Here is a 19,814-nt window from a genome sequence, read left to right on the forward strand (position 1 = left end):
TGCCGTTCATATTCCTTCATAAAATGCGGAGCAATTTTTCGCAAAGACAGATTGGAAGGCGCAATGGAACTCCTCTGCCCTGCAGGTAACTTACCTGCCCTCAAAACAGCCATCGACTGCGGTGCTGACGCTGTGTATATCGGCTTCAAAGACGATACCAATGCGCGCCATTTCGCAGGTCTTAACTTCACTGGTAAAAAACTGGACAAAGCGGTTCAGTACGTCCATGACCATAAGAAAAAAATTCACGTCGCGTTGAATACCTTCGCTCATCCGGATGGGTTTGAACGCTGGACTGACGCCGTCGATCGCGCCGCCCAAAGTGGCATTGATGCGTTAATTATCGCTGATATCGCCGTACTGGATTACGCCGCCAACAAATACCCTGAGCTCGAACTGCATTTGTCGGTTCAAGCATCGGCGACCAATGTCGCAGCGATCGACTTCTATAAACGAAATTTCAATGTTAAGCGTGTGGTGCTGCCGCGTGTGCTGTCTATCCATCAGGTCAAACAACTGTCACGCAACATCCCGCAAGATGTTGACCTGGAAGTGTTCGCCTTCGGCAGCTTGTGCATTATGTCTGAGGGCCGCTGTTACCTTTCTTCATATATGACGGGCGAGTCTCCCAATACCGTTGGCGCCTGCTCGCCTGCAAAATTTGTTCGTTGGCAGGAGACAGACAAAGGGCTGGAATCTCGGCTCAATAACATTCTGATTGATCGCTACAGTGACGGAGAAAACGCCGGCTACCCCACTTTATGTAAGGGCCGATTCACGGCAGAGTTAGACCAGCATACTCAGGCTTACCATGCATTGGAAGAGCCCACCAGCCTCAACACACTCTCTATGTTGCCAGACTTGTTTGCTGCGAATGTAGCTTCTGTAAAAATCGAAGGCCGTCAACGAAGCCCCGCCTATGTCGAGCAAGTGACCCGTACCTGGCGTGCAGCTATCGACCGCTATTTAGCCAATCCTGAAGCTTATCAAGTTGAAGCGGCCTGGGATGCTGCGCTGGCTAACGTCTCAGAAGGTACTCAGACAACCCTAGGTGCTTACCACCGTAAATGGCAGTAAAGTATAGAAAGGAAAACACGATGAAATATGCCCTTGGTCCCCTGCTTTACTTCTGGCCTAAGCAAGATGTTGAAGAGTTTTATCTGCAGGCTGCATCCAGCTCCGCCGACATCATTTATCTTGGCGAGAGCGTTTGTTCCAAACGCCGAGAAATGAAACCTGCACATTGGATGGATATTGCTAGATCGCTCAACCGATCTGGCAAGCAAGTGGTTCTGTCTACCATGGCGCTGCTTGAAGCGCCTAGTGAAGTCAACATCATGAAGAAGTACATTGATAATGGCGAATTCGCTATCGAAGCCAACGATGTCTCTGCCATTCAGCTAGCCTCTGAACACAAGGTTCCGTTTGTCGTCGGCCCTGCGGTGAATACCTACAACGCACACACGCTGAAATTATTTCTTAAACAGGGTATGACGCGTTGGTGTATGCCAGTCGAGCTATCTAGAGAATGGTTAGGTAATGTACTTAACCAATGTGATGAAATTGGTATTAAAGGTAAATTTGAAGTCGAGGTATTCAGTCACGGCTATTTGCCACTGGCCTACTCTGCTCGCTGCTTCACCGCACGTGCAGAAAATCGAGCTAAAGACGATTGCGAAACTTGCTGTATCAAATACCCAACAGGCATAAAGGTCAGCAGTCAGGAAGGTCAGCAAGTGTTTAACCTCAACGGCATTCAGACTCAATCAGGATATTGCTACAACCTGATCAATGATTTACCAAATATGAAAGAACTGGTCGATGTCGTTCGCCTCAGCCCACTTGGCATCGAGACCCTCTCAGAGTTAAACCATTTTCGGGCTAACGAATCTGGGCAAAGCCCGATGAAAATTGATAGCCATCAATGTAACGGTTACTGGCATCAACTCGCAGGGCTGGAAGTAAAAAACCTCTGATCTTTACGTCATAAAAAAGGTCGATATCACCTCAGTGATATCGGCCTTTTCGCTGTTTTTACACTAGCAATTAAGCTTGTGGACGCATCGCTGGGAACAGAATCACGTCACGGATTGTGTGCGTGTTAGTAAACAGCATCGCTAGACGATCGATACCGATACCTTGACCTGCCGTTGGCGGTAAGCCGTGCTCAAGTGCTGTGATATAGTCCGCATCGTAGTACATAGCTTCGTCATCACCAGCGTCTTTCGCATCAACCTGAGCTTTAAAGCGCGCGTCTTGGTCTTCTGCGTCGTTAAGCTCTGAGAAGCCATTCGCCACTTCACGGCCACCGATGAAGAACTCGAAGCGGTCTGTGAAGAATGGGTTGTCATCGCTGCGACGAGCAAGAGGAGAAATATCCGCTGGGTAACCAGTGATGAACGTTGGTTGGATTAGTTGAGGTTCAGCAGTCTCACCAAAGATCTCTTCTAGAAGCTGACCGCATGTCCAGAACGTTTCTACTTCCACGTGTACCGATTTTGCGATAGCAACCATCTTGTCACGGTTAGTAAGGTCTTGTTCTGTTAGCGCTTGGATCTCAGCGTGCTCTGGGTTGTAGTGCTTGATTGCTTCAAACATGCTCATGCGAGCGTACTTACCACCAAATTCAACCGTCTCGTCACCGTAAGGCATAGACGTTGAACCAAGAACGTCCATCGCAACTGTGCTTAGCATCTCTTCAGTCAGATCCATTAGGTCTTTGTAGTCAGAGTACGCTTGGTAGAATTCCATCATAGTGAATTCTGGGTTGTGACGAGGAGAAAGACCTTCGTTACGGAAGTTACGGTTGATCTCGAATACGCGATCAAAACCACCGACTACTAGACGCTTCAGATAAAGCTCTGGAGCAACACGTAGGTACATATCGATGTCTAGTGCGTTATGGTGAGTGATGAATGGGCGAGCCGTTGCACCACCTGGGATCACGTGCATCATTGGCGTTTCCACTTCTAGGTAGCCTTTTGAGCTCATGAAGTTACGGATTGCCGATACCAGCTTAGAACGGATGATGAACGCTTCACGCGAGTCTTGGTTGACAATCAGGTCAACGTAACGCTGACGGTAACGCATCTCTTGGTCAGTTAGACCGTGGAATTTCTCTGGAAGTGGACGAAGTGCTTTCGTTAGCAGCTCGTAAGACTCCATATTCACGTAAAGGTCGCCTTTACCTGACTTGTGAAGCGCACCTTTCACACCGATGATGTCACCGATATCTAGGCCTTGGTACTTCTCTTTCAGCTCTTTTTGAACATCTTTTGCAGCGTATGCTTGGATACGGCCAGAGGTTTCTTGAATCGCTAGGAAAGGACCACGCTTAGCCATAACACGGCCCGCGATAGCCACAACATGGTTTAGCTCTTCTAGCTCTTCTTTCGTCTTTTCACCGAATTCCGCTTGAAGATCGCCAGCTAGGTGCTCACGACGGAAGTCATTTGGGTGGCCATTTGCTTTGCAACTCTGACGGATATGATCCAGTTTAGCGCGGCGCTCAGCAATCAGCTTATTCTCTTCTTGTACATTGTCGTTTTGAACAGCATCAGTCATTTTTGATGTATCCTGTCTTTCTTTATGAAAATAGTTTTTCGGTGAAAAGCTTACAGGCCTGATTTCAGGCTAGCTTCGATAAATTTGTCTAGGTCGCCGTCAAGAACCGCTTGAGTGTTGCGGTTTTCAACGCTAGTACGCAGATCTTTGATGCGTGAGTCATCCAGTACATATGAACGAATCTGGCTACCCCACCCGATGTCCGACTTAGCGTCTTCATTGGCTTGCTTCTCTGCATTTTGCTTTTGAATCTCTAATTCAAATAGCTTCGCACGAAGCTGTTTCATCGCCTGATCTTTGTTCTTATGCTGAGAACGATCATTCTGACACTGAACCACAGTGTTGGTTGGAACGTGCGTAATACGTACCGCCGATTCCGTGGTGTTAACGTGCTGACCACCCGCACCAGATGCACGGTATACGTCAATACGCAGATCAGAAGGATTAATGTCGATGTCGATGTTGTCATCAATCTCTGGGTAGATAAACGCAGAAGCAAACGATGTATGACGACGGCCACTTGAATCGAATGGCGATTTACGAACCAAGCGATGAACACCTGTTTCCGTACGTAGCCAACCATAAGCGTACTCACCGGAGATCTTAACCGTTGCACCTTTAAGACCAGCAACTTCACCTTCAGAGACTTCGATCACTTCCGTCTTAAAGCCTTTTGCTTCAGCCCAACGTAAGTACATGCGTAGCATCATCGATGTCCAGTCTTGTGCTTCTGTACCACCAGAGCCTGACTGCAGATCAATGTAGCAGTCAGATGCATCATGGTCGCCAGAGAACATACGACGGAATTCGAGCTTTTCTAGCTTAGCTTCAAGCTCAGCAAGCTCTGGCTCAATTTCATCGAAGGTTTCTTGATCTTCTTCTTCAACCGCAAGCTCTAGAAGACCATCAACGTCTTCCACACCTTGCTCAAGTTGGTCAATCGTTTCCACAACCGCTTCTAGGGCAGAACGCTCTTTGCCTAGCGCTTGCGCACGCTCAGGTTCGTTCCACACATCCGGTTGTTCTAGTTCTGCGTTGACTTCTTCTAGACGCTCTTGCTTATCGTCATAGTCAAAGGTACCCCCTCAGGACATTAGTGCGCTCAGACACGTCCTTAAGGCGGTTTTTAATAGGATTGATTTCAAACATGTTTGCTCAACATTTATGAGTAGAATTTAACCGAAGAATTGTACTGAAAAGTGTGACGAAGATACAGGAATTTTTTGCACTGCAACCTGCCGACGATTCAACGAAAAATCCCCTGTCACACGAGGCATGACAGGGGATTTTTATCTATTGAGCGTTTCAGCTTAAGCCGCTTCTTCTGCTAGCTCCGATTGAGCTGATTTTCCAATGAAAAACATGCAGATCATGGCAGCAATTGTTGGTAGCAACCAACCCATGCCAATATCGAACAGCGGTAGCATATTCAGCGCAGACACATCCACACCCGCTACTTTTGCTGCATCAATCAGAGCAAACAGCAGTGACACAAGGATAACAACACGGTAAGCCACTTGTGGGTTTGGTAGCATCTTGCGAATAAATGTCAGTGCAACCAAAGCGATAGCCACTGGGTATAGCGCGAATAGCACAGGAACAGACAAAGCAATCAGTTGAGAAAGACCAACATTCGCGACCACGGCACACGCCACACCGTTAACAACAACCCAAGTTTTGTAAGACACTGGAGTCAGTGAGCTAAAGTAATCAGAACACGCTGAGATAATACCGATAGCCGTCGTTAAACACGCAAGAAGCACAATCACTGACAATACAATTTGACCATACGGGCCGAACAGAGATTGAACGTACACGCTAAGAATCACACCACCATTGTCTGCGCCAGCAGCCACTGCCGCACTAGTTGCACCTAGGTAGAATAGAGAGACGTAAACGAAAGCCAAACCAGCAGCAGCAACACATGCGGCTCTGATCAGGTATTTTGCGGTCGCTTTTTGATCAGAAATGCCTTTTTGACGAAGTGCATCGACGATAAGCCCACCGAACATCAGCGAGGCAAAGGTATCCATGGTGTTATAACCTTCAAGGAAACCTTTTTGCAGTGGGTGTGTCAGGTATTCACCTTGTGCTGCGATCATTTCACCTTGAGGGTCGATAAATACAGCGACAGCAAGCACAATCAAGCCTAAGAAAAGTACTGGAGTCAGTACTTTACCGATCACATCAATCAGCTTGCCTTGTGACCAAGCAAAAGACATGGCCACAGCAAAGAACAAGATTGAAAAAATCGTCAGGTGCGATTGAGCCGCATCAACAAAAAACGGCTTCACCGCCATTTCGTAAGCCACTAAACCTGTGCGCGGCGCGGCAAATGCAGGACCGATAATGATAAAGATCAGTACCGCTATGGTCATCGCCACACGTTTAGGCAAATCTTTGGTGAGATGATCCCAAGAACCACCGGCAACGGCGATAGCAACGATAGTAATAAGAGGGAGGCCTACCGCCGTTAGAAGAAAACCTGTCATCGCAGGTACAAGATTCTCACCTGCAAGCTGTCCTGCTAGTGGTGGGAAAATAATGTTACCCGCACCTAAGAAGAAAGCGAAAAGCATAAAGCCTACCGCGATAATATCTGTTAATTTTAAAGTCTGATTCACAAGAGACCCTTTAATTATTTTGATTGATGTTGTGCATGCTGAGCAGTCCGAGTTGGCTACCCAATCTATAAATTTGGAGGCGAATAATGACGAAACACACACCCAACCGCAACCCTAGGGCAAAAAACACCATATAAATTTATATTTTCAATCAAAAACCAGTGATATCAACTATAACAATAGAATTAATCAGTTTAATATCCGGATCAATAAATCAAACAAATGCAACATAAATAGAACAAAAGACCATACAAAGATCAAACAACAGACTTAATCACTCAATTAATAACCACGTACAGAATAAAATGAAAAACATCCAATCCAAGACAAAAGACTTTTCATTCAAGCAGTTTAAAATTGCTGGTGGTTACTCGGGTATGCCTGTCAGCACCGATGGCGTCTTACTCGGTGCGTGGTGCGACATTAAACAAGCGAATACTCTTTTAGATATTGGAACAGGCACGGGGTTGTTAGCTCTAATGTGTGCACAGCGAAACCCTGACTGTGTCATCGACGCGATCGACATTGATCAGCACGCGTTGCAGGCCTCGAAAGAAAACTTCACCTCTTCTCCTTGGTCTTCCCGGCTGTCACTACTGGAAGGCGACGTACTCAGCTTTCCATTCGAAACAAGCTATGACGCTATTGTGTGTAATCCACCTTATTTCAATTCAGGGGAGCACGCTCAAAATCAGCAACGAGCTACCGCAAGGCATACCTTAACCTTGAGCCATGAAGCTTTGCTTGAACGCTGTTTTAAGTTACTGAGCACTGACGGCCAAGCTTGGTTTGTTCTTCCTGAAGCAGAAGGGCGTATGTTTATTTCCTTGGCAGAAACACTTGGTTGGCACCTAGCTGGTTTATGTGAAGTACAGCCAACAGACAAGAAACCCGTTAGCCGCTTGCTGATTCAGCTTAGCCAACACGCATCAAACACCAAGATAGAAAAGTTGATAATTCAAAAGGATAATGGCTACAGCGATGAGTTCGTCGCATTAACTAAAGCGTTTTATTTAAAGATGTAGAAATTAAGGTGTGATCCTTATCACCGAACCCTCTATAATACGTCCCCTTAAATTTATCGTTCTCACTTACCAGCTTGTGGAGACACCAGAGTGATCAAAAATTTTGCTGAACTAGAGCTAGATGAAAACCTGCTCGTTGCAATCGAAGAAATGGGTTATACCCGCCCAACCCAGATCCAGGCCGAAGCAATTCCACAAGCTTTGGACGGCAGGGACATTCTCGCTTCTGCGCCAACTGGTACAGGCAAAACCGCTGCTTTTGTTCTGCCAGCTCTACAATACTTGCAGGACTTCCCGCGTCGTAAGCCGGGACCTGCTCGTGTACTGATCCTGACTCCTACTCGCGAGTTGGCAATGCAAGTCGCCGATCAAGCTCGTGCTCTCGCAAAAAACACTAATCTGAACATCTTCACCATCACTGGTGGTGTGCAGTATCAAGAACACGCCGATATTCTCGCTAAGACACAAGATATCGTTGTTGCAACGCCTGGTCGTTTGATGGAATACATCGAAGCGGAACGTTTTGACTGCCGTGCCATTGAATGGCTGATCCTTGATGAAGCGGATCGCATGCTCGACATGGGCTTTGGCCCGACAGTTGATCGCCTTTCTTCTGAATGCCGCTGGCGTAAACAAACCTTGCTCTTCTCTGCAACGCTAGAAGGCAAAGGCGTGGAAGGATTTACCGCAGATCTGCTTAAAGAACCTGCGGAGATCGACGCTGAGCCATCTCGCCGCGAGCGCAAGAAAATTGCCCAGTGGTATCACCGTGCCGATGATATGGCGCATAAGCTGGCGCTATTGAAAACGATCATCAACGACCAAGCTGAACGTTCTATTGTATTCCTGAAAACTCGTGAACGATTAGCTGAGCTGCGCGTTGAACTGGAAAAAGCGCAAATTCCGTGTGCTTGGATTCAGGGCGAAATGCCGCAAGATCGTCGTAATAATGCCATTGCGCGTTTTCGTGACGGTACCGTAAACGTACTTCTGGCAACAGACGTCGCAGCCCGTGGTATCGACTTGCCAGATGTCAGCCATGTCATTAACTACGACATGCCACGCAGTGCAGACGTGTACCTCCACCGTATCGGCCGTACCGCTCGCGCAGGTAAAAAAGGTAATGCGATCTCTTTAGTTGAAGCCCATGACCAAACCATGATGGATCGCGTAGCTCGCTATGTAAAAGAAGAGATCAAAGAGCGCTTTATTAAAGAGCTTCGTCCGAAACACAAAAAGCCAGTGTTTAAGAAGAAGAAAAAAGACGACAAGAAAAAAACTACTTCTAAAGGCAAAAAGAAAGTCGCGAAGAAGAAAAAGTAGTAACAAGCTAGCAATTTGAAAGGGTTGATGTGAGAGCATCAACCCTTTTTAGTTTCAATCGGCTAAAAGAGCATCTTCATTGCTAAAAGCAAAAATACCGCCTTAGATAAAGGCGGTATTGAGTAATCAGAGCTGTGAAGTCCTTTGGCGTTAGAACAAGACGACGAAAATTAGTGTTCGCGAGTCGCTCGGAACTCAACATCTGGGAAACGCTCTTTCGCCAAATTTAAGTTCACCATAGTTGGCGCAATGTACGTCAGGTTATCACCACCATCTAGGGCGAGGTTGGTTTGGTTCTTACGCTGGAACTCATCCAGTTTCTTACCATCTTCACACTCAACCCAACGTGCGGTTGCAACGTTAACGCTCTCATAAATCGCTTCCACGTTGTACTCAGCTTTTAAACGCGCAACAACGACGTCAAACTGAAGCACACCGACCGCACCAACAATCAGGTCATTGTTTTGTAGTGGACGGAATACCTGTACAGCCCCTTCCTCAGACAGCTGCACCAGACCTTTAAGCAACTGCTTTTGCTTCAATGGATCTCTGAGACGGATACGACGGAATAGCTCAGGCGCAAAGTTTGGAATACCTGCGAATTTCAGCGCTTCACCTTGAGTAAAGGTGTCACCAATCTGGATGGTACCGTGGTTGTGCAAGCCAATAATATCGCCCGCGTAGGCATTTTCAGCACGAGAGCGGTCACCAGCCATAAAGGTTACCGCATCAGAGATATTGATCTGCTTACCAAGGCGCACGTGGTTCATCTTCATACCCTGTGTGTAGGTACCAGATACAATACGCATGAAAGCAATACGGTCACGGTGTTTTGGATCCATGTTGGCCTGAATCTTAAATACGAAGCCAGAGAATTTCTCTTCGTTCGCTTCCACTTCACGCTCATTCGCTTGACGCGGCATTGGCGCAGGCGCCCATTCCGTTAAACCATCCAGCATATGGTCAACACCAAAGTTACCCAGTGCGGTACCAAAGTATACTGGCGTCAGTTCACCAGCAAGGAACAACTCCTGATCAAACTCAGGGCATGCACCAATCACAAGCTCTAACTCTTCGCGTAGCTGCTCCGCTAGCTCAGCGCCAACAGCCTCATCAAGCTCAGGGTTATCTAGCCCCTTAACTACCAGCTTATCCTGAATGGTGTGGCCTTGACCTGTCGAGTAAAGAATCGTTTCATCGCGATGGATGTGGTACACACCTTTAAACTCTTTACCACAACCGATAGGCCAAGTAATCGGCGCGCACGAAATGTTTAGCTCACTTTCAACCTCGTCCAATAGCTCCATTGGATCACGGATATCACGGTCAAGTTTGTTCATGAAAGTGACAATTGGCGTATCACGCAGACGGGTAACTTCCATCAGCTTACGTGTACGATCCTCAACACCTTTCGCGGCATCAATGACCATAAGGCAAGAGTCAACCGCGGTTAGGGTACGATAAGTATCTTCCGAGAAGTCTTCGTGTCCTGGTGTATCCAACAGGTTAACTAGGCACTCGTTGTATGGAAACTGCATCACCGAGGTCGTTACCGAGATACCACGCTCTTTTTCCATTTCCATCCAGTCAGATTTTGCGTGCTGCGCAGAGCCACGACCTTTTACTGTACCTGCGGTTTGAATAGCGCGTCCAAAAAGTAATACTTTTTCAGTAATGGTGGTCTTACCCGCATCCGGGTGCGAGATGATAGCGAACGTTCTGCGCTTAGAAACTTCGCCCATAAATGCTGTATTTGACATCAAAGGATCTTCTTCGGTATGAACGCCAGATTGTAGCCAAAATTGGTCATGACATATAAGCTGGCAGATTGATTCGGTTTTGCGCGGTATTCTCCCTTATATTGCTCTTTGGAGCAACAAAGGCAAATAAAACCTCAACAATTCACATCCAAACAAGATACAAATTAAAATATCAATAAATTTGGGCTATAACTAAAGGAGTAGAAGGAACCATATAAAATTATGCCTGCGAGCAAGAAAATAAATTCATTAGCATTCCGACAAGCGAAAACCGTTTTTTTAGTATCCGTGATACTAGGAATAATTTTCAGCTTGTATCAAATTTTGGTGGATCTTCATCAGGAGCAAAAGCGGATTGAAGAACACTACCAATTTAAGTTGCTACAAAATTATTCCAATGCCAGTCAGGCAGCCTATCACCTGAATCAGCTACTCGCTGAGCAGGTCGCATCGAGCCTGATGATGGATGGGGCTATCTATCAGGTTTCGATCGTTGATGACTTTGGAGACACCCTAACCGAACGGGAGAGAGGTGTGTCGCTTGAAAGTTCGTTTACGGAGGCTCTGTCGCGCTACCTGACTCCAACCACTCCTGTCTATAAAACCGAATTACATCAACCCAATTCGCATGTTGTCGTCGGGACACTGAGTTTCTCGGTCAATGGCGCCAATATCGCCAAGGACTTTATCGCCAAGACCAGTCAGATACTGCTGTTTGATCTGTTCCGGAATATCTTGCTGACGACGATCTTATTGTTGTTCTTCTACCAGAAGCTCTCGAAGCCACTGGTGACGTTGATCGACTGGGTTCGTTCACTGCAAGATAAAAAAGCCGAAGTTCCAATGCCGAATCTGTATCGAGATGATGAACTCGGACACTTGGCGAAAACATTCCATAATTTATGGAAAGACAGAGAAGCGGCAGAAGCAAAACTGAATCAATTGGCTTATTACGATTCGCTCACAGGCTTAGCCAACCGTAGTTTACTGCTGCAAATGCTCGAAGAAGCGATCGATAATGCCAACAAGACCAATACATCTGGTGTGCTTTTCTACCTCGATTTAGACCGTTTCAAAACGATTAACGATTCGTTGGGTCACACGATTGGCGACCACCTGATAAAAGCGATTTCTAAACGCATTGAGGCGTGGCTCATTGATGACTACACAGCCGCTCGCATCGGCGGCGATGAGTTTGCCATCTTGATGCCTTCGATCTCTGCGGATAAAGCTCATGAGACCGCTCAGCAGCTTCTTGCTTTGATTTCTAACCCTTACTCCATTGATGATCACTTACTGTACTGCACAACCAGTGTTGGTATCTCGATATTCCCATCCGTGAACAGCACCAACATTGATGTACTGCGTCAGGCGGATACGGCGTTGTATCGCGCCAAGGTGGCAGGCAGAAACAAATACATGTTTTATGAACCTGAAATGCAGGCGCAGGTTGAGTCTTTCCTAGAAATAGAGAAAGGCTTACATGAAGCACTCAATAAAGGTCAATTGGAGCTCTATTACCAGCCTCAGGTTAATGGCGCACAACAAATCGTTGGCGTTGAAGCGTTGATCCGCTGGAACCATCCAGAGAAAGGCGTTTTGCCTCCCGGCGTGTTTATGCCAATTGCTGAAGAAACCGGACAGATCTTACAAATTGGTAACTGGATCATCGAACAGGCCTGCTACCAATATTCACGCTGGCGCAAACAAGGCGTGCTTCCTGATACCTTCCGCCGTTTGGCCATCAACATCAGCCCGCTGCAATTCTCGCAGAACAGCTTCGTTGAACACATTCATGATGTCCTCGCTCAGGCAGACATTGATGGAGAACACATTGAACTGGAGATCACTGAGAATTTACTTTTAGAAAACGTAGAAAGTGCAATTCAGAGAATGAGTGAGCTTAAGCAGCACAACCTCAAAATATCGATCGATGACTTTGGTACTGGGTACTCTTCACTTAGGTATCTAAAACACCTGGCAGTCGATGTGCTTAAAATTGACCGCTCATTTGTCACCCAACTTCATTTGGATGAGAGTGACCAAGCGATCGTCGATACTATTATCATGACCGCACAACGGCTCAATCTGGAAGTAATCGCGGAGGGTGTGGAAGATGCCAACGAATTGAATACGCTCAAACAACTCGGTTGTGATCAGTTCCAAGGCTATCTGTTCGACAAACCTTTGCCTGCTTCCGAATTGATTTCACGTTTTGAAGCGAATTTCTATCCGGTAGAAGGGTCTCCTACCATCAAAGCGGTACAGAAATAATCTAGAAGAATATGTAGCTCATAATAATGGCATCTTCTTTTCCAGTCGCCGTTGGGTAGTAGTTAACGCGGCGATCAACCTCATTAAAGCCTGCCGCCTCATACAAGTTAGCCGCGCGAGTATTACTTTCCCTCACTTCTAACCACGCGCTTTCCGCTTTTACTTGCTCGCATATAGTCAAAAATGACTCAATAAGTTGTTTGCCATATCCTTTGCCTTGCTGGGCAGGATCAACGGCGATGTTCAGAAGAGTCACCTCACCCATTATATTCTGAGCATAAAAGTAACCAACCACCTTATCGCCATCCATCAACACATGATGACACGCCCCTCTGCTTGTCACGTCGCGAATCATCGTTTCTGACCAGGGGTGGGTATGAGCCTGAGTTTCTATTGAATATACCGAATCTAGGTGAGCATTTATTAGAGGAAGTAATGTCATACTATTTTAAAGCTTGGATTTGCTGCCAAAGCGCTCGTTTGAGTTGCTGGTTGCCATCAATTTCACTTAGGCTTGGAGATTGAAGCGTTTTGATACCAAGATCCATCTGTACTTCACTGCCTGCGAACCAGATCCAGTCAACCTTAGTAGCACTGAGTAAAACCAGATGTTCAGGGGCTAAATAGCGAGTTTGATCTAACGTCAAATTGATCGTTTTTAAGATGTTCACAAACAAAGTCGCAGTCACACCTACCGGCTTTTGAGGCGAAACCAAGAGCATTTTGCAGTCATCAGGCAAACGAATACCTTCAGCACGGTAGCCTTGCAATCTCTCTGGGTGAGTCAGCTCATAGGCTTGAATCCCCATTTCGTGTAAGTATGTAAGCTCTCGAGTCGACATAATTGGCAAATTGCTAGAAGAAAAAAACGGTGCCATGCTATCACAAGCAGGCACAGCTATTATATGACTAAACGAAATGAAAAGCCTTAGAAGCTAGCTTTCACTGCGTCTGCAATTTTTAATGCTGATGATTTTACTAGCTCAGCGTCTTCACCTTCCACCATGACACGGATAAGCGGTTCAGTGCCTGATTTACGTAACAGCACTCGACCTTTATCACCAAGTTCAGCTTCAACCGCAACAACAGAGGCTTTTACCGCTTCAGCTTCTAGTGGATTAGAATCACCAGAAAAACGGACATTCTCAAGAACTTGAGGGTATAACGTCATACCTTGAGAAAGTTCATTCAGGGACATGTCACTGCCAACCACTGAAGCCAGTACTTGCAGCGCTGCCACAATGGCATCTCCGGTAGTCACCTTATCAAGTAAGATCACATGGCCTGAATTTTCCGCACCGATCTTCCAGCCTTTTTCAAGCAGCTGCTCCATCACATAACGATCACCTACCGCTGCACGAACAAATGGAATACCTAATTGTTTGAGGCCATTTTCCATACCTAGGTTCGTCATCAGAGTTCCAACAACACCACCTTTCAGTTCACCGCGACGCAAGGCATCACGAGCGATGATGTAAGCAATCTGATCGCCATCGACTTTATTACCAAGGTGATCAACCATAATGATGCGGTCACCATCACCATCGAATGCCAGACCAAGATGAGCTTGCTCTTCCACTACTCGTTGTTGTAGCACTTTAACGTCCGTTGCACCTACTTCATGGTTAATATTCGTGCCATTAGGTTCAATACCCATAGCAATGACATCCGCGCCTAGCTCGCTAAAGACAGCTGGAGCAATGTGGTAAGTCGCACCATGCGCACAGTCGACCACAATTTTCATTCCAGCAAGGCTCAACTCAGAAGGGTATGTGCTTTTACAAAACTCAATGTAACGACCAGCAGCATCATCAAGACGACTGGCTTTACCCAACAATGAAGACTCGACACATTCAATGTCTTTATCAAGTTCCGCTTCGATCGCTAGCTCGATATCGTCAGGAAGTTTAGTACCTTCCGAAGAAAAGAATTTAATGCCGTTGTCGTAGTAAGGGTTATGAGACGCCGAAATTACGATACCAGCTTCTGCGCGGAATGTTTGGGTCAGATAAGCCACTGCTGGCGTTGGCATTGGACCAGTAAAGGTAGCTTTCAAGCCTGCGGCAGCAAGGCCTGCCTCAAGTGCAGATTCCAGCATGTAGCCAGAAATACGGGTATCTTTACCGATAATTACTTTTTTGGTGCCCTGCTTTGCCAGAACACGTCCTGCTGCCCAACCAAGCTTAAGTACAAAATCAGGTGTAATTGGGTATTGACCCACTTTTCCTCGTACACCGTCGGTACCAAAATAACGTCTTTTATCAGACATAATTATTCCTTTTTATAATCTATTTCTCAGTGGTTACTTTGCACCATAGAGACAATCTTTACAGCATCAAGCGTTTGTTCAAAGTCATGAACTCGGATGATCTGAGCACCTTTCATTGCAGCAATTGTCGCGCAGCTGACACTGGCAGCAACACACTCGGCAGGCGCTTTATCCAGCAACTTAAACAACATCGATTTACGAGACATACCAGCCAGAAGCGGTAAGCCAAATTGATGAAATTGCTCAAGGTGAGCCAACATGTGATAGTTGTGTTCAAGCGTTTTTCCAAAACCAAAACCCGGATCAAGGATCAATTGACTTTTTTTCATCCCTTTGGCTTCACATGCTTGTACTCTTTCTTGCAGGAATTCACCAACTTCTTTAAGTAAATCGTCGTAATGAGGATTTGCCTGCATGGTTCTTGGCTGTCCTTGCATGTGCATCAGACACACCGGTAACCCCGATTCTGCAGCAACCTCAAGCGCACCTGGCTCTTGCAGTGCCCGAACATCATTAATAATGTCCGCCCCTGCTTTAACAGCCTGACGCATGACTTCTGCTTTGCTGGTATCAATTGAAATCCATACGTCAAAGCGTTCACGAATGGCTTTGATCACCGGGATCACCCGACTAAGTTCTTCTTCCAAAGCCACATCAGGTGCACCAGGGCGAGTCGACTCGCCGCCGATGTCGATAATACTAACGCCTGCGTTAATCATCTTTTCTGCCTGAATCATCGCATTCTCTAGTGAATTGTATTTTCCACCATCAGAGAACGAGTCAGGCGTGACGTTGAGAATACCCATAACTTGAGGCGTTGATAAGTCGAGGGATTTATTATTTGCTGTAATAATCATAAAAAATACAAAAACCCCGAGTTTCCTCGGGGTTTATTTTATTGGTTTACGTTATTCAGAATCTTTCTTTTCTGTCGTCTGCTCTTCTGTAGACTCAGAAGAAGAAGCGGATTCTTCTTTCACAGGCTCAGCTTTCGCTTCTGGTTGCTCTGCCTTAGCTTCCGGCTTGCTGTCGGAGTTATCACCCCAACCCGCTGGCTCACGAATATCCGACTTGCGATCCATCAGGTCATCAATTTGACCTGCATCGATGGTCTCATACTTCATCAACGCATCTTTCATTGCGTGCATGATATCCATGTTATCTTCAAGGATCTGTTTTGCACGCGCGTAGTTGCGGTCAATGATCTTACGTACTTCGTCATCAATCAGCTTGGCGGTATCGTCAGACATGTGTTTAGTCTGAGTTACGCTACGGCCCAAGAATACTTCACCTTCTTCTTCTGCATAAAGAAGTGGCCCTAGTTTCTCTGAGAAGCCCCATTGAGTCACCATCTTACGCGCAATATCAGTTGCTCGCTCAATATCGTTAGATGCACCAGTTGATACTTTGTCTGCGCCGTAGATAAGCTCTTCAGCAAGACGGCCGCCGTACAGGCTCGAGACCATAGACTCGAGATGCTGACGCGACATGCTCACACGGTCTTGCTCTGGCAAGTACATCGTCACACCCAACGCACGACCGCGTGGAATGATAGAAACTTTGTAAACCGGATCATGCTCAGGAACCAGACGACCAACAATCGCGTGACCCGCTTCATGGTAAGCCGTTGACTCTTTAGTCTCTTCAGACATCACCATAGAACGACGCTCTGCACCCATCATGATCTTGTCTTTGGCCAATTCAAACTCAACCATAGAAACGTTGCGCTTGTTACCACGTGCAGCAAACAATGCCGCCTCGTTTACTAGGTTAGCTAGGTCAGCACCAGAGAAGCCTGGTGTACCACGAGCAATTAGAGATGGTTCTACATCACCGGCTAGTGGCACTTTACGCATATGAACTTTAAGAATCTGCTCACGACCACGAACGTCTGGTAGACCAACCACAACCTGACGGTCAAAACGACCAGGACGAAGTAGCGCTGGATCAAGAACGTCTGGGCGGTTAGTTGCCGCAATCACGATGATGCCTTCGTTACCTTCGAAGCCATCCATCTCAACGAGCATTTGGTTCAGTGTTTGCTCACGCTCATCGTGACCACCACCTACACCTGCACCACGTTGACGACCTACTGCATCAATTTCATCGATAAAGATAATACATGGTGCGGCTTTCTTTGCTTGCTCGAACATGTCACGGACACGAGATGCCCCCACACCAACGAACATTTCAACGAAGTCAGAACCTGAAATAGTAAAGAAGGGTACCTTCGCTTCACCAGCTATCGCTTTAGCAAGCAGTGTTTTACCAGTACCAGGAGGACCAACCATCAGAACACCAGTCGGGATTTTACCGCCCAGTTTCTGGAAGCGGCTTGGATCACGCAGGTAATCAACCAGTTCTTTTACGTCTTCTTTTGCTTCATCACACCCAGCAACATCACCGAATGTGGTTTTGATTTGTTCTTCGCTCATCATACGAGCTTTGCTCTTACCGAAAGACATAGCGCCTTTACCGCCGCCGCCTTGCATTTGACGCATGAAGAAAATCCATACACCAATCAGTAAGATCATTGGGAACCAAGAAATGAAGATAGTACCTAGTAAGCTCTGCTCTTCTGGCGGAGTACCTTGCACTTTCACATTCTGGTTGATCATGTCATCCAGTAATTTCTGGTCATAGACCGGCATGTAAGTAACATAACGCGAGCCACCGCCACGACGAGTGAAAGTAATTTCCTCGCCCTTAAATGTTGCTTCCTGAATCTGGCCTTGGCCAACTTCCTGTACAAACGTGGTGTAATCAACCGCTCTGCCGTTACTTTCTCCAGGGCCGAAGCTCTGGAAAACCGACATCAAGACTACAGCGATTACAAGCCACAGAATTAAATTTTTTGCCATGTCACTCAAGGTGTCAGCCTCGCGATAACTAATTGTAATTAAAGGTAGGGTACTACAGTTTTTTGACTGTAGCTACAGTGTTAACTGCTGCTCGATTGAGCAAATAGTTAACCTTTGTAACCAGTGGCTACAATAAAAACTTCTCGGGAACGAGCCCTTGAAGAGTCAGGTTTACGGATTTTCACGACTTTGAACATGTCACGAACGTCTTTTACGTATTGATCGAAGCCTTCGCCCTGAAATACTTTCACAACAAAACTACCATTGGGCGCAAGAACTTGTCGACACATATCTAAAGCTAATTCAACCAAATACATTGCACGTGGCTGATCGACCGAATTGTTGCCTGCTATATTAGGCGCCATATCAGACATCACCACATTCACCATAGAAGGTTGAATTCGATCCAGCAAAGCTTCTAGTACAGCGTCTTCACGGAAGTCACCTTGTAGAAAGCTCACGCCAGCAATAGGATCCATCGGAAGTAAATCACACGCGATGATTTTACCTTCGTCTCCTACTATCTTAGCAGCATATTGAGACCAACCACCGGGAGCCGCACCTAAATCGACGACAGTCATCCCAGGTTTCAATAGTTTGTCTTTGGTTTGAATCTCTTCCATCTTGAAGTAAGCACGAGAACGATAGCCCTTTTTACGCGCTTCATTGGCGAACTTGTCGTCAAAATGTTCTTTCAACCAACGACCTGAGCTCGCCGAATGTTTTTGTTTACTCATTCGATTCCTAACTAATAGAGGGACCAACTTGCCCAATAAATTATAGTCTTCAAGGGTAGATGGCGTTAAAATGGTATTTTTCAACCCTTATAGTAAAGAAAATTGGCCGCGTAATGAACCTAAGCACCAAACAAAAGCAGCATCTAAAAGGCCTAGCGCACAGTCTAAAACCTGTTGTGCTTATGGGCGCAAATGGACTAACTGAGGCTGTTCTAGCGGAAATAGAAATCGCTCTTAATCACCATGAACTGATTAAAGTGAAAGTTGCCTCTGAAGATCGCGAAACGAAAAACCTGATCATTGAAGCTATCGTACGCGAAACTGGCGCAGAGAAAGTACAAGTGATCGGTAAAACACTGGTTATGTACCGTCAGACTGAAGAGCGTAAAATCGAGTTGCCACGTAAATAAATACACCTCGGTTTCAATGCTATAAAAAAGGTCGCACTATGCGACCTTTTTGGTTTCTCAAACAGCCAATCTACGATTAAACGTATTCCACACTGTCAATTTCAAAGTCACGATCGCCACCTGGTGTAGAAATCACCACTTCATCGCCTTCCATCTTGCCAACCAAGCCGCGAGCGATTGGTGAGCTAACAGAAATACGACCAGCTTTGATGTCCGCTTCGTCGTCACCGACGATTTGGTAGGTTTTCTCTTCTTCAGTATCACAGTCAATCAAAGTGACGGTTGAACCAAAGATGACCTTGCCTGAATTATCCATCTTAGTAACGTCAATAACCTGAGCTACAGACAGCTTGTACTCAATATCACGGATCTGAGCTTCGCAAATACCCTGTTCTTCACGTGCGGCATGATATTCAGCATTTTCTTTCAGATCGCCTAATTCACGCGCTTCCGCAATAGCTTCAGAAATCTGTGGGCGAAGCTTTAGTAGTCGGTCTAATTCTTCACGCAGCTTTTGTTCGCCACGCACTGTCATTGGGACTTTTTCCATTGTTTACCTCATTGCCAAAGCTATCTTTGGACAAAACAAAACTACCCAATCCGGTGGATTAGGTAGTGAGTTAACTAATCAATTTCCTTTAGTGTAAACAAAGTTAGCGAGTAAATCATCTGAATTCAATATTCGATATTTTTGCGTCTTATATATGATAGTTCAATCAACTAAATTGCCTTCTCAAGTCTTTTTATAGTTAACCCATTGAATAAAAAGATCTAAATAATAGAAACATAAACAAACGATAAAAACGCAACACGCCCCCTTTAAAAACAAACAGTTGAGTATTTTTTACATTAAATAAAACACTGTTCATTAGTCCAATTTATATCATTTTACTAACTCATCGAGGAACTTTGGCGGTACAACAATGCTCACCAAATGCTCTATGACACTCAATGTGTGTGACGTTTC

At 46.0% G+C, this 19,814-nt stretch carries 17 protein-coding genes; 6 read left to right on the forward strand and 11 right to left on the reverse strand.

All coding sequences use genetic code 11. From position 1 onward, the window contains the following. Positions 1 to 63 precede the first annotated feature (63 nt). Complete coding sequence (gene ubiU / locus VIC_RS04295; RefSeq protein ID WP_006958056.1) at positions 64 to 1,077, forward strand: ubiquinone anaerobic biosynthesis protein UbiU; 1,014 nt, start codon at positions 64 to 66, stop codon at positions 1,075 to 1,077. A gap of 20 nt (positions 1,078 to 1,097) precedes the next feature. Further along, positions 1,098 to 1,976 carry a U32 family peptidase gene (locus VIC_RS04300; RefSeq protein WP_006958057.1) on the forward strand — a complete coding sequence of 293 codons (879 nt, stop codon included), beginning with the start codon at positions 1,098 to 1,100 and terminating at the stop codon, positions 1,974 to 1,976. A gap of 70 nt (positions 1,977 to 2,046) precedes the next feature. On the opposite strand, the gene lysS is transcribed toward VIC_RS04300, so the two are convergent. From lysS to brnQ, 3 genes are all read right to left on the reverse strand, one after another. Then, on the reverse strand, positions 2,047 to 3,564 hold the full coding sequence (lysS, locus tag VIC_RS04305; protein WP_006958058.1) for a lysine--tRNA ligase: 1,518 nt from the start codon (positions 3,562 to 3,564) through the stop codon (positions 2,047 to 2,049). A gap of 50 nt (positions 3,565 to 3,614) precedes the next feature. After that, positions 3,615 to 4,713 (reverse strand): peptide chain release factor 2 gene (prfB, locus tag VIC_RS04310; protein WP_152472314.1). Its coding sequence is split into 2 segments (ribosomal slippage): positions 3,615 to 4,637 and positions 4,639 to 4,713, totalling 1,098 coding nucleotides; the frame shifts between segments, so codons are not numbered across the junction. A 161-nt stretch (positions 4,714 to 4,874) separates the two neighbouring features. After that, positions 4,875 to 6,188: a branched-chain amino acid transport system II carrier protein gene (gene brnQ, locus VIC_RS04315; protein WP_006958060.1), complete on the reverse strand. Its 1,314-nt coding sequence runs from the start codon at positions 6,186 to 6,188 to the stop codon at positions 4,875 to 4,877. A 305-nt stretch (positions 6,189 to 6,493) separates the two neighbouring features. Here brnQ and VIC_RS04320 point away from each other — a divergent pair, with 305 nt between their 5' ends. Then, positions 6,494 to 7,213, forward strand: coding sequence for a tRNA1(Val) (adenine(37)-N6)-methyltransferase (locus VIC_RS04320; protein ID WP_006958061.1), 720 nt, complete (start codon positions 6,494 to 6,496; stop codon positions 7,211 to 7,213). Positions 7,214 to 7,303: 90 nt separating this feature from the next. Continuing rightward, entirely contained in the window at positions 7,304 to 8,536 is a 1,233-nt protein-coding gene (gene srmB / locus VIC_RS04325; RefSeq protein ID WP_006958062.1) for an ATP-dependent RNA helicase SrmB, read from the forward strand. 170 nt (positions 8,537 to 8,706) lie between these two features. Here srmB and prfC read toward each other — a convergent pair whose 3' ends face one another. After that, a complete protein-coding gene (gene prfC / locus VIC_RS04330; RefSeq protein ID WP_006958063.1) occupies positions 8,707 to 10,296 on the reverse strand; it encodes a peptide chain release factor 3 in 1,590 nt (529 codons plus the stop codon). A gap of 222 nt (positions 10,297 to 10,518) precedes the next feature. On the opposite strand from prfC, the gene VIC_RS04335 reads away from it, so the two are divergent. Further along, complete coding sequence (locus VIC_RS04335; protein ID WP_038163411.1) at positions 10,519 to 12,570, forward strand: putative bifunctional diguanylate cyclase/phosphodiesterase; 2,052 nt, start codon at positions 10,519 to 10,521, stop codon at positions 12,568 to 12,570. 1 nt (position 12,571) lies between these two features. Here the strand turns inward: VIC_RS04335 and rimI are convergent, their stop codons facing one another. The 6 genes from rimI to rlmE form a co-directional block, all read right to left on the reverse strand. After that, positions 12,572 to 13,012, reverse strand: a complete 441-nt coding sequence (rimI, locus tag VIC_RS04340; protein ID WP_039951269.1) for a ribosomal protein S18-alanine N-acetyltransferase — start codon at positions 13,010 to 13,012, stop codon at positions 12,572 to 12,574. Between the two features lies 1 nt (position 13,013). Beyond that, positions 13,014 to 13,412 carry a DNA polymerase III subunit psi gene (locus VIC_RS04345; RefSeq protein ID WP_006958066.1) on the reverse strand — a complete coding sequence of 133 codons (399 nt, stop codon included), beginning with the start codon at positions 13,410 to 13,412 and terminating at the stop codon, positions 13,014 to 13,016. A gap of 86 nt (positions 13,413 to 13,498) precedes the next feature. Further along, positions 13,499 to 14,839: a phosphoglucosamine mutase gene (gene glmM, locus VIC_RS04350; RefSeq protein WP_006958067.1), complete on the reverse strand. Its 1,341-nt coding sequence runs from the start codon at positions 14,837 to 14,839 to the stop codon at positions 13,499 to 13,501. Between the two features lie 26 nt (positions 14,840 to 14,865). Continuing rightward, entirely contained in the window at positions 14,866 to 15,696 is an 831-nt protein-coding gene (folP, locus tag VIC_RS04355) for a dihydropteroate synthase (RefSeq protein WP_006958068.1), read from the reverse strand. Between the two features lie 51 nt (positions 15,697 to 15,747). Beyond that, positions 15,748 to 17,700, reverse strand: coding sequence for an ATP-dependent zinc metalloprotease FtsH (ftsH, locus tag VIC_RS04360; RefSeq protein ID WP_006958069.1), 1,953 nt, complete (start codon positions 17,698 to 17,700; stop codon positions 15,748 to 15,750). Positions 17,701 to 17,807: 107 nt separating this feature from the next. Beyond that, complete coding sequence (rlmE, locus tag VIC_RS04365) at positions 17,808 to 18,437, reverse strand: 23S rRNA (uridine(2552)-2'-O)-methyltransferase RlmE (RefSeq protein WP_006958070.1); 630 nt, start codon at positions 18,435 to 18,437, stop codon at positions 17,808 to 17,810. Between the two features lie 113 nt (positions 18,438 to 18,550). Here rlmE and yhbY point away from each other — a divergent pair, with 113 nt between their 5' ends. Next, on the forward strand, positions 18,551 to 18,847 hold the full coding sequence (gene yhbY / locus VIC_RS04370; RefSeq protein ID WP_006958071.1) for a ribosome assembly RNA-binding protein YhbY: 297 nt from the start codon (positions 18,551 to 18,553) through the stop codon (positions 18,845 to 18,847). A 76-nt stretch (positions 18,848 to 18,923) separates the two neighbouring features. On the opposite strand, the gene greA is transcribed toward yhbY, so the two are convergent. Continuing rightward, positions 18,924 to 19,397, reverse strand: a complete 474-nt coding sequence (gene greA / locus VIC_RS04375) for a transcription elongation factor GreA (protein WP_006958072.1) — start codon at positions 19,395 to 19,397, stop codon at positions 18,924 to 18,926. Between the last annotated feature and the right edge of the window lie 417 nt (positions 19,398 to 19,814).

This window comes from Vibrio coralliilyticus ATCC BAA-450 (genome assembly GCF_000176135.1).
GTDB lineage: Bacteria > Pseudomonadota > Gammaproteobacteria > Enterobacterales > Vibrionaceae > Vibrio > Vibrio coralliilyticus.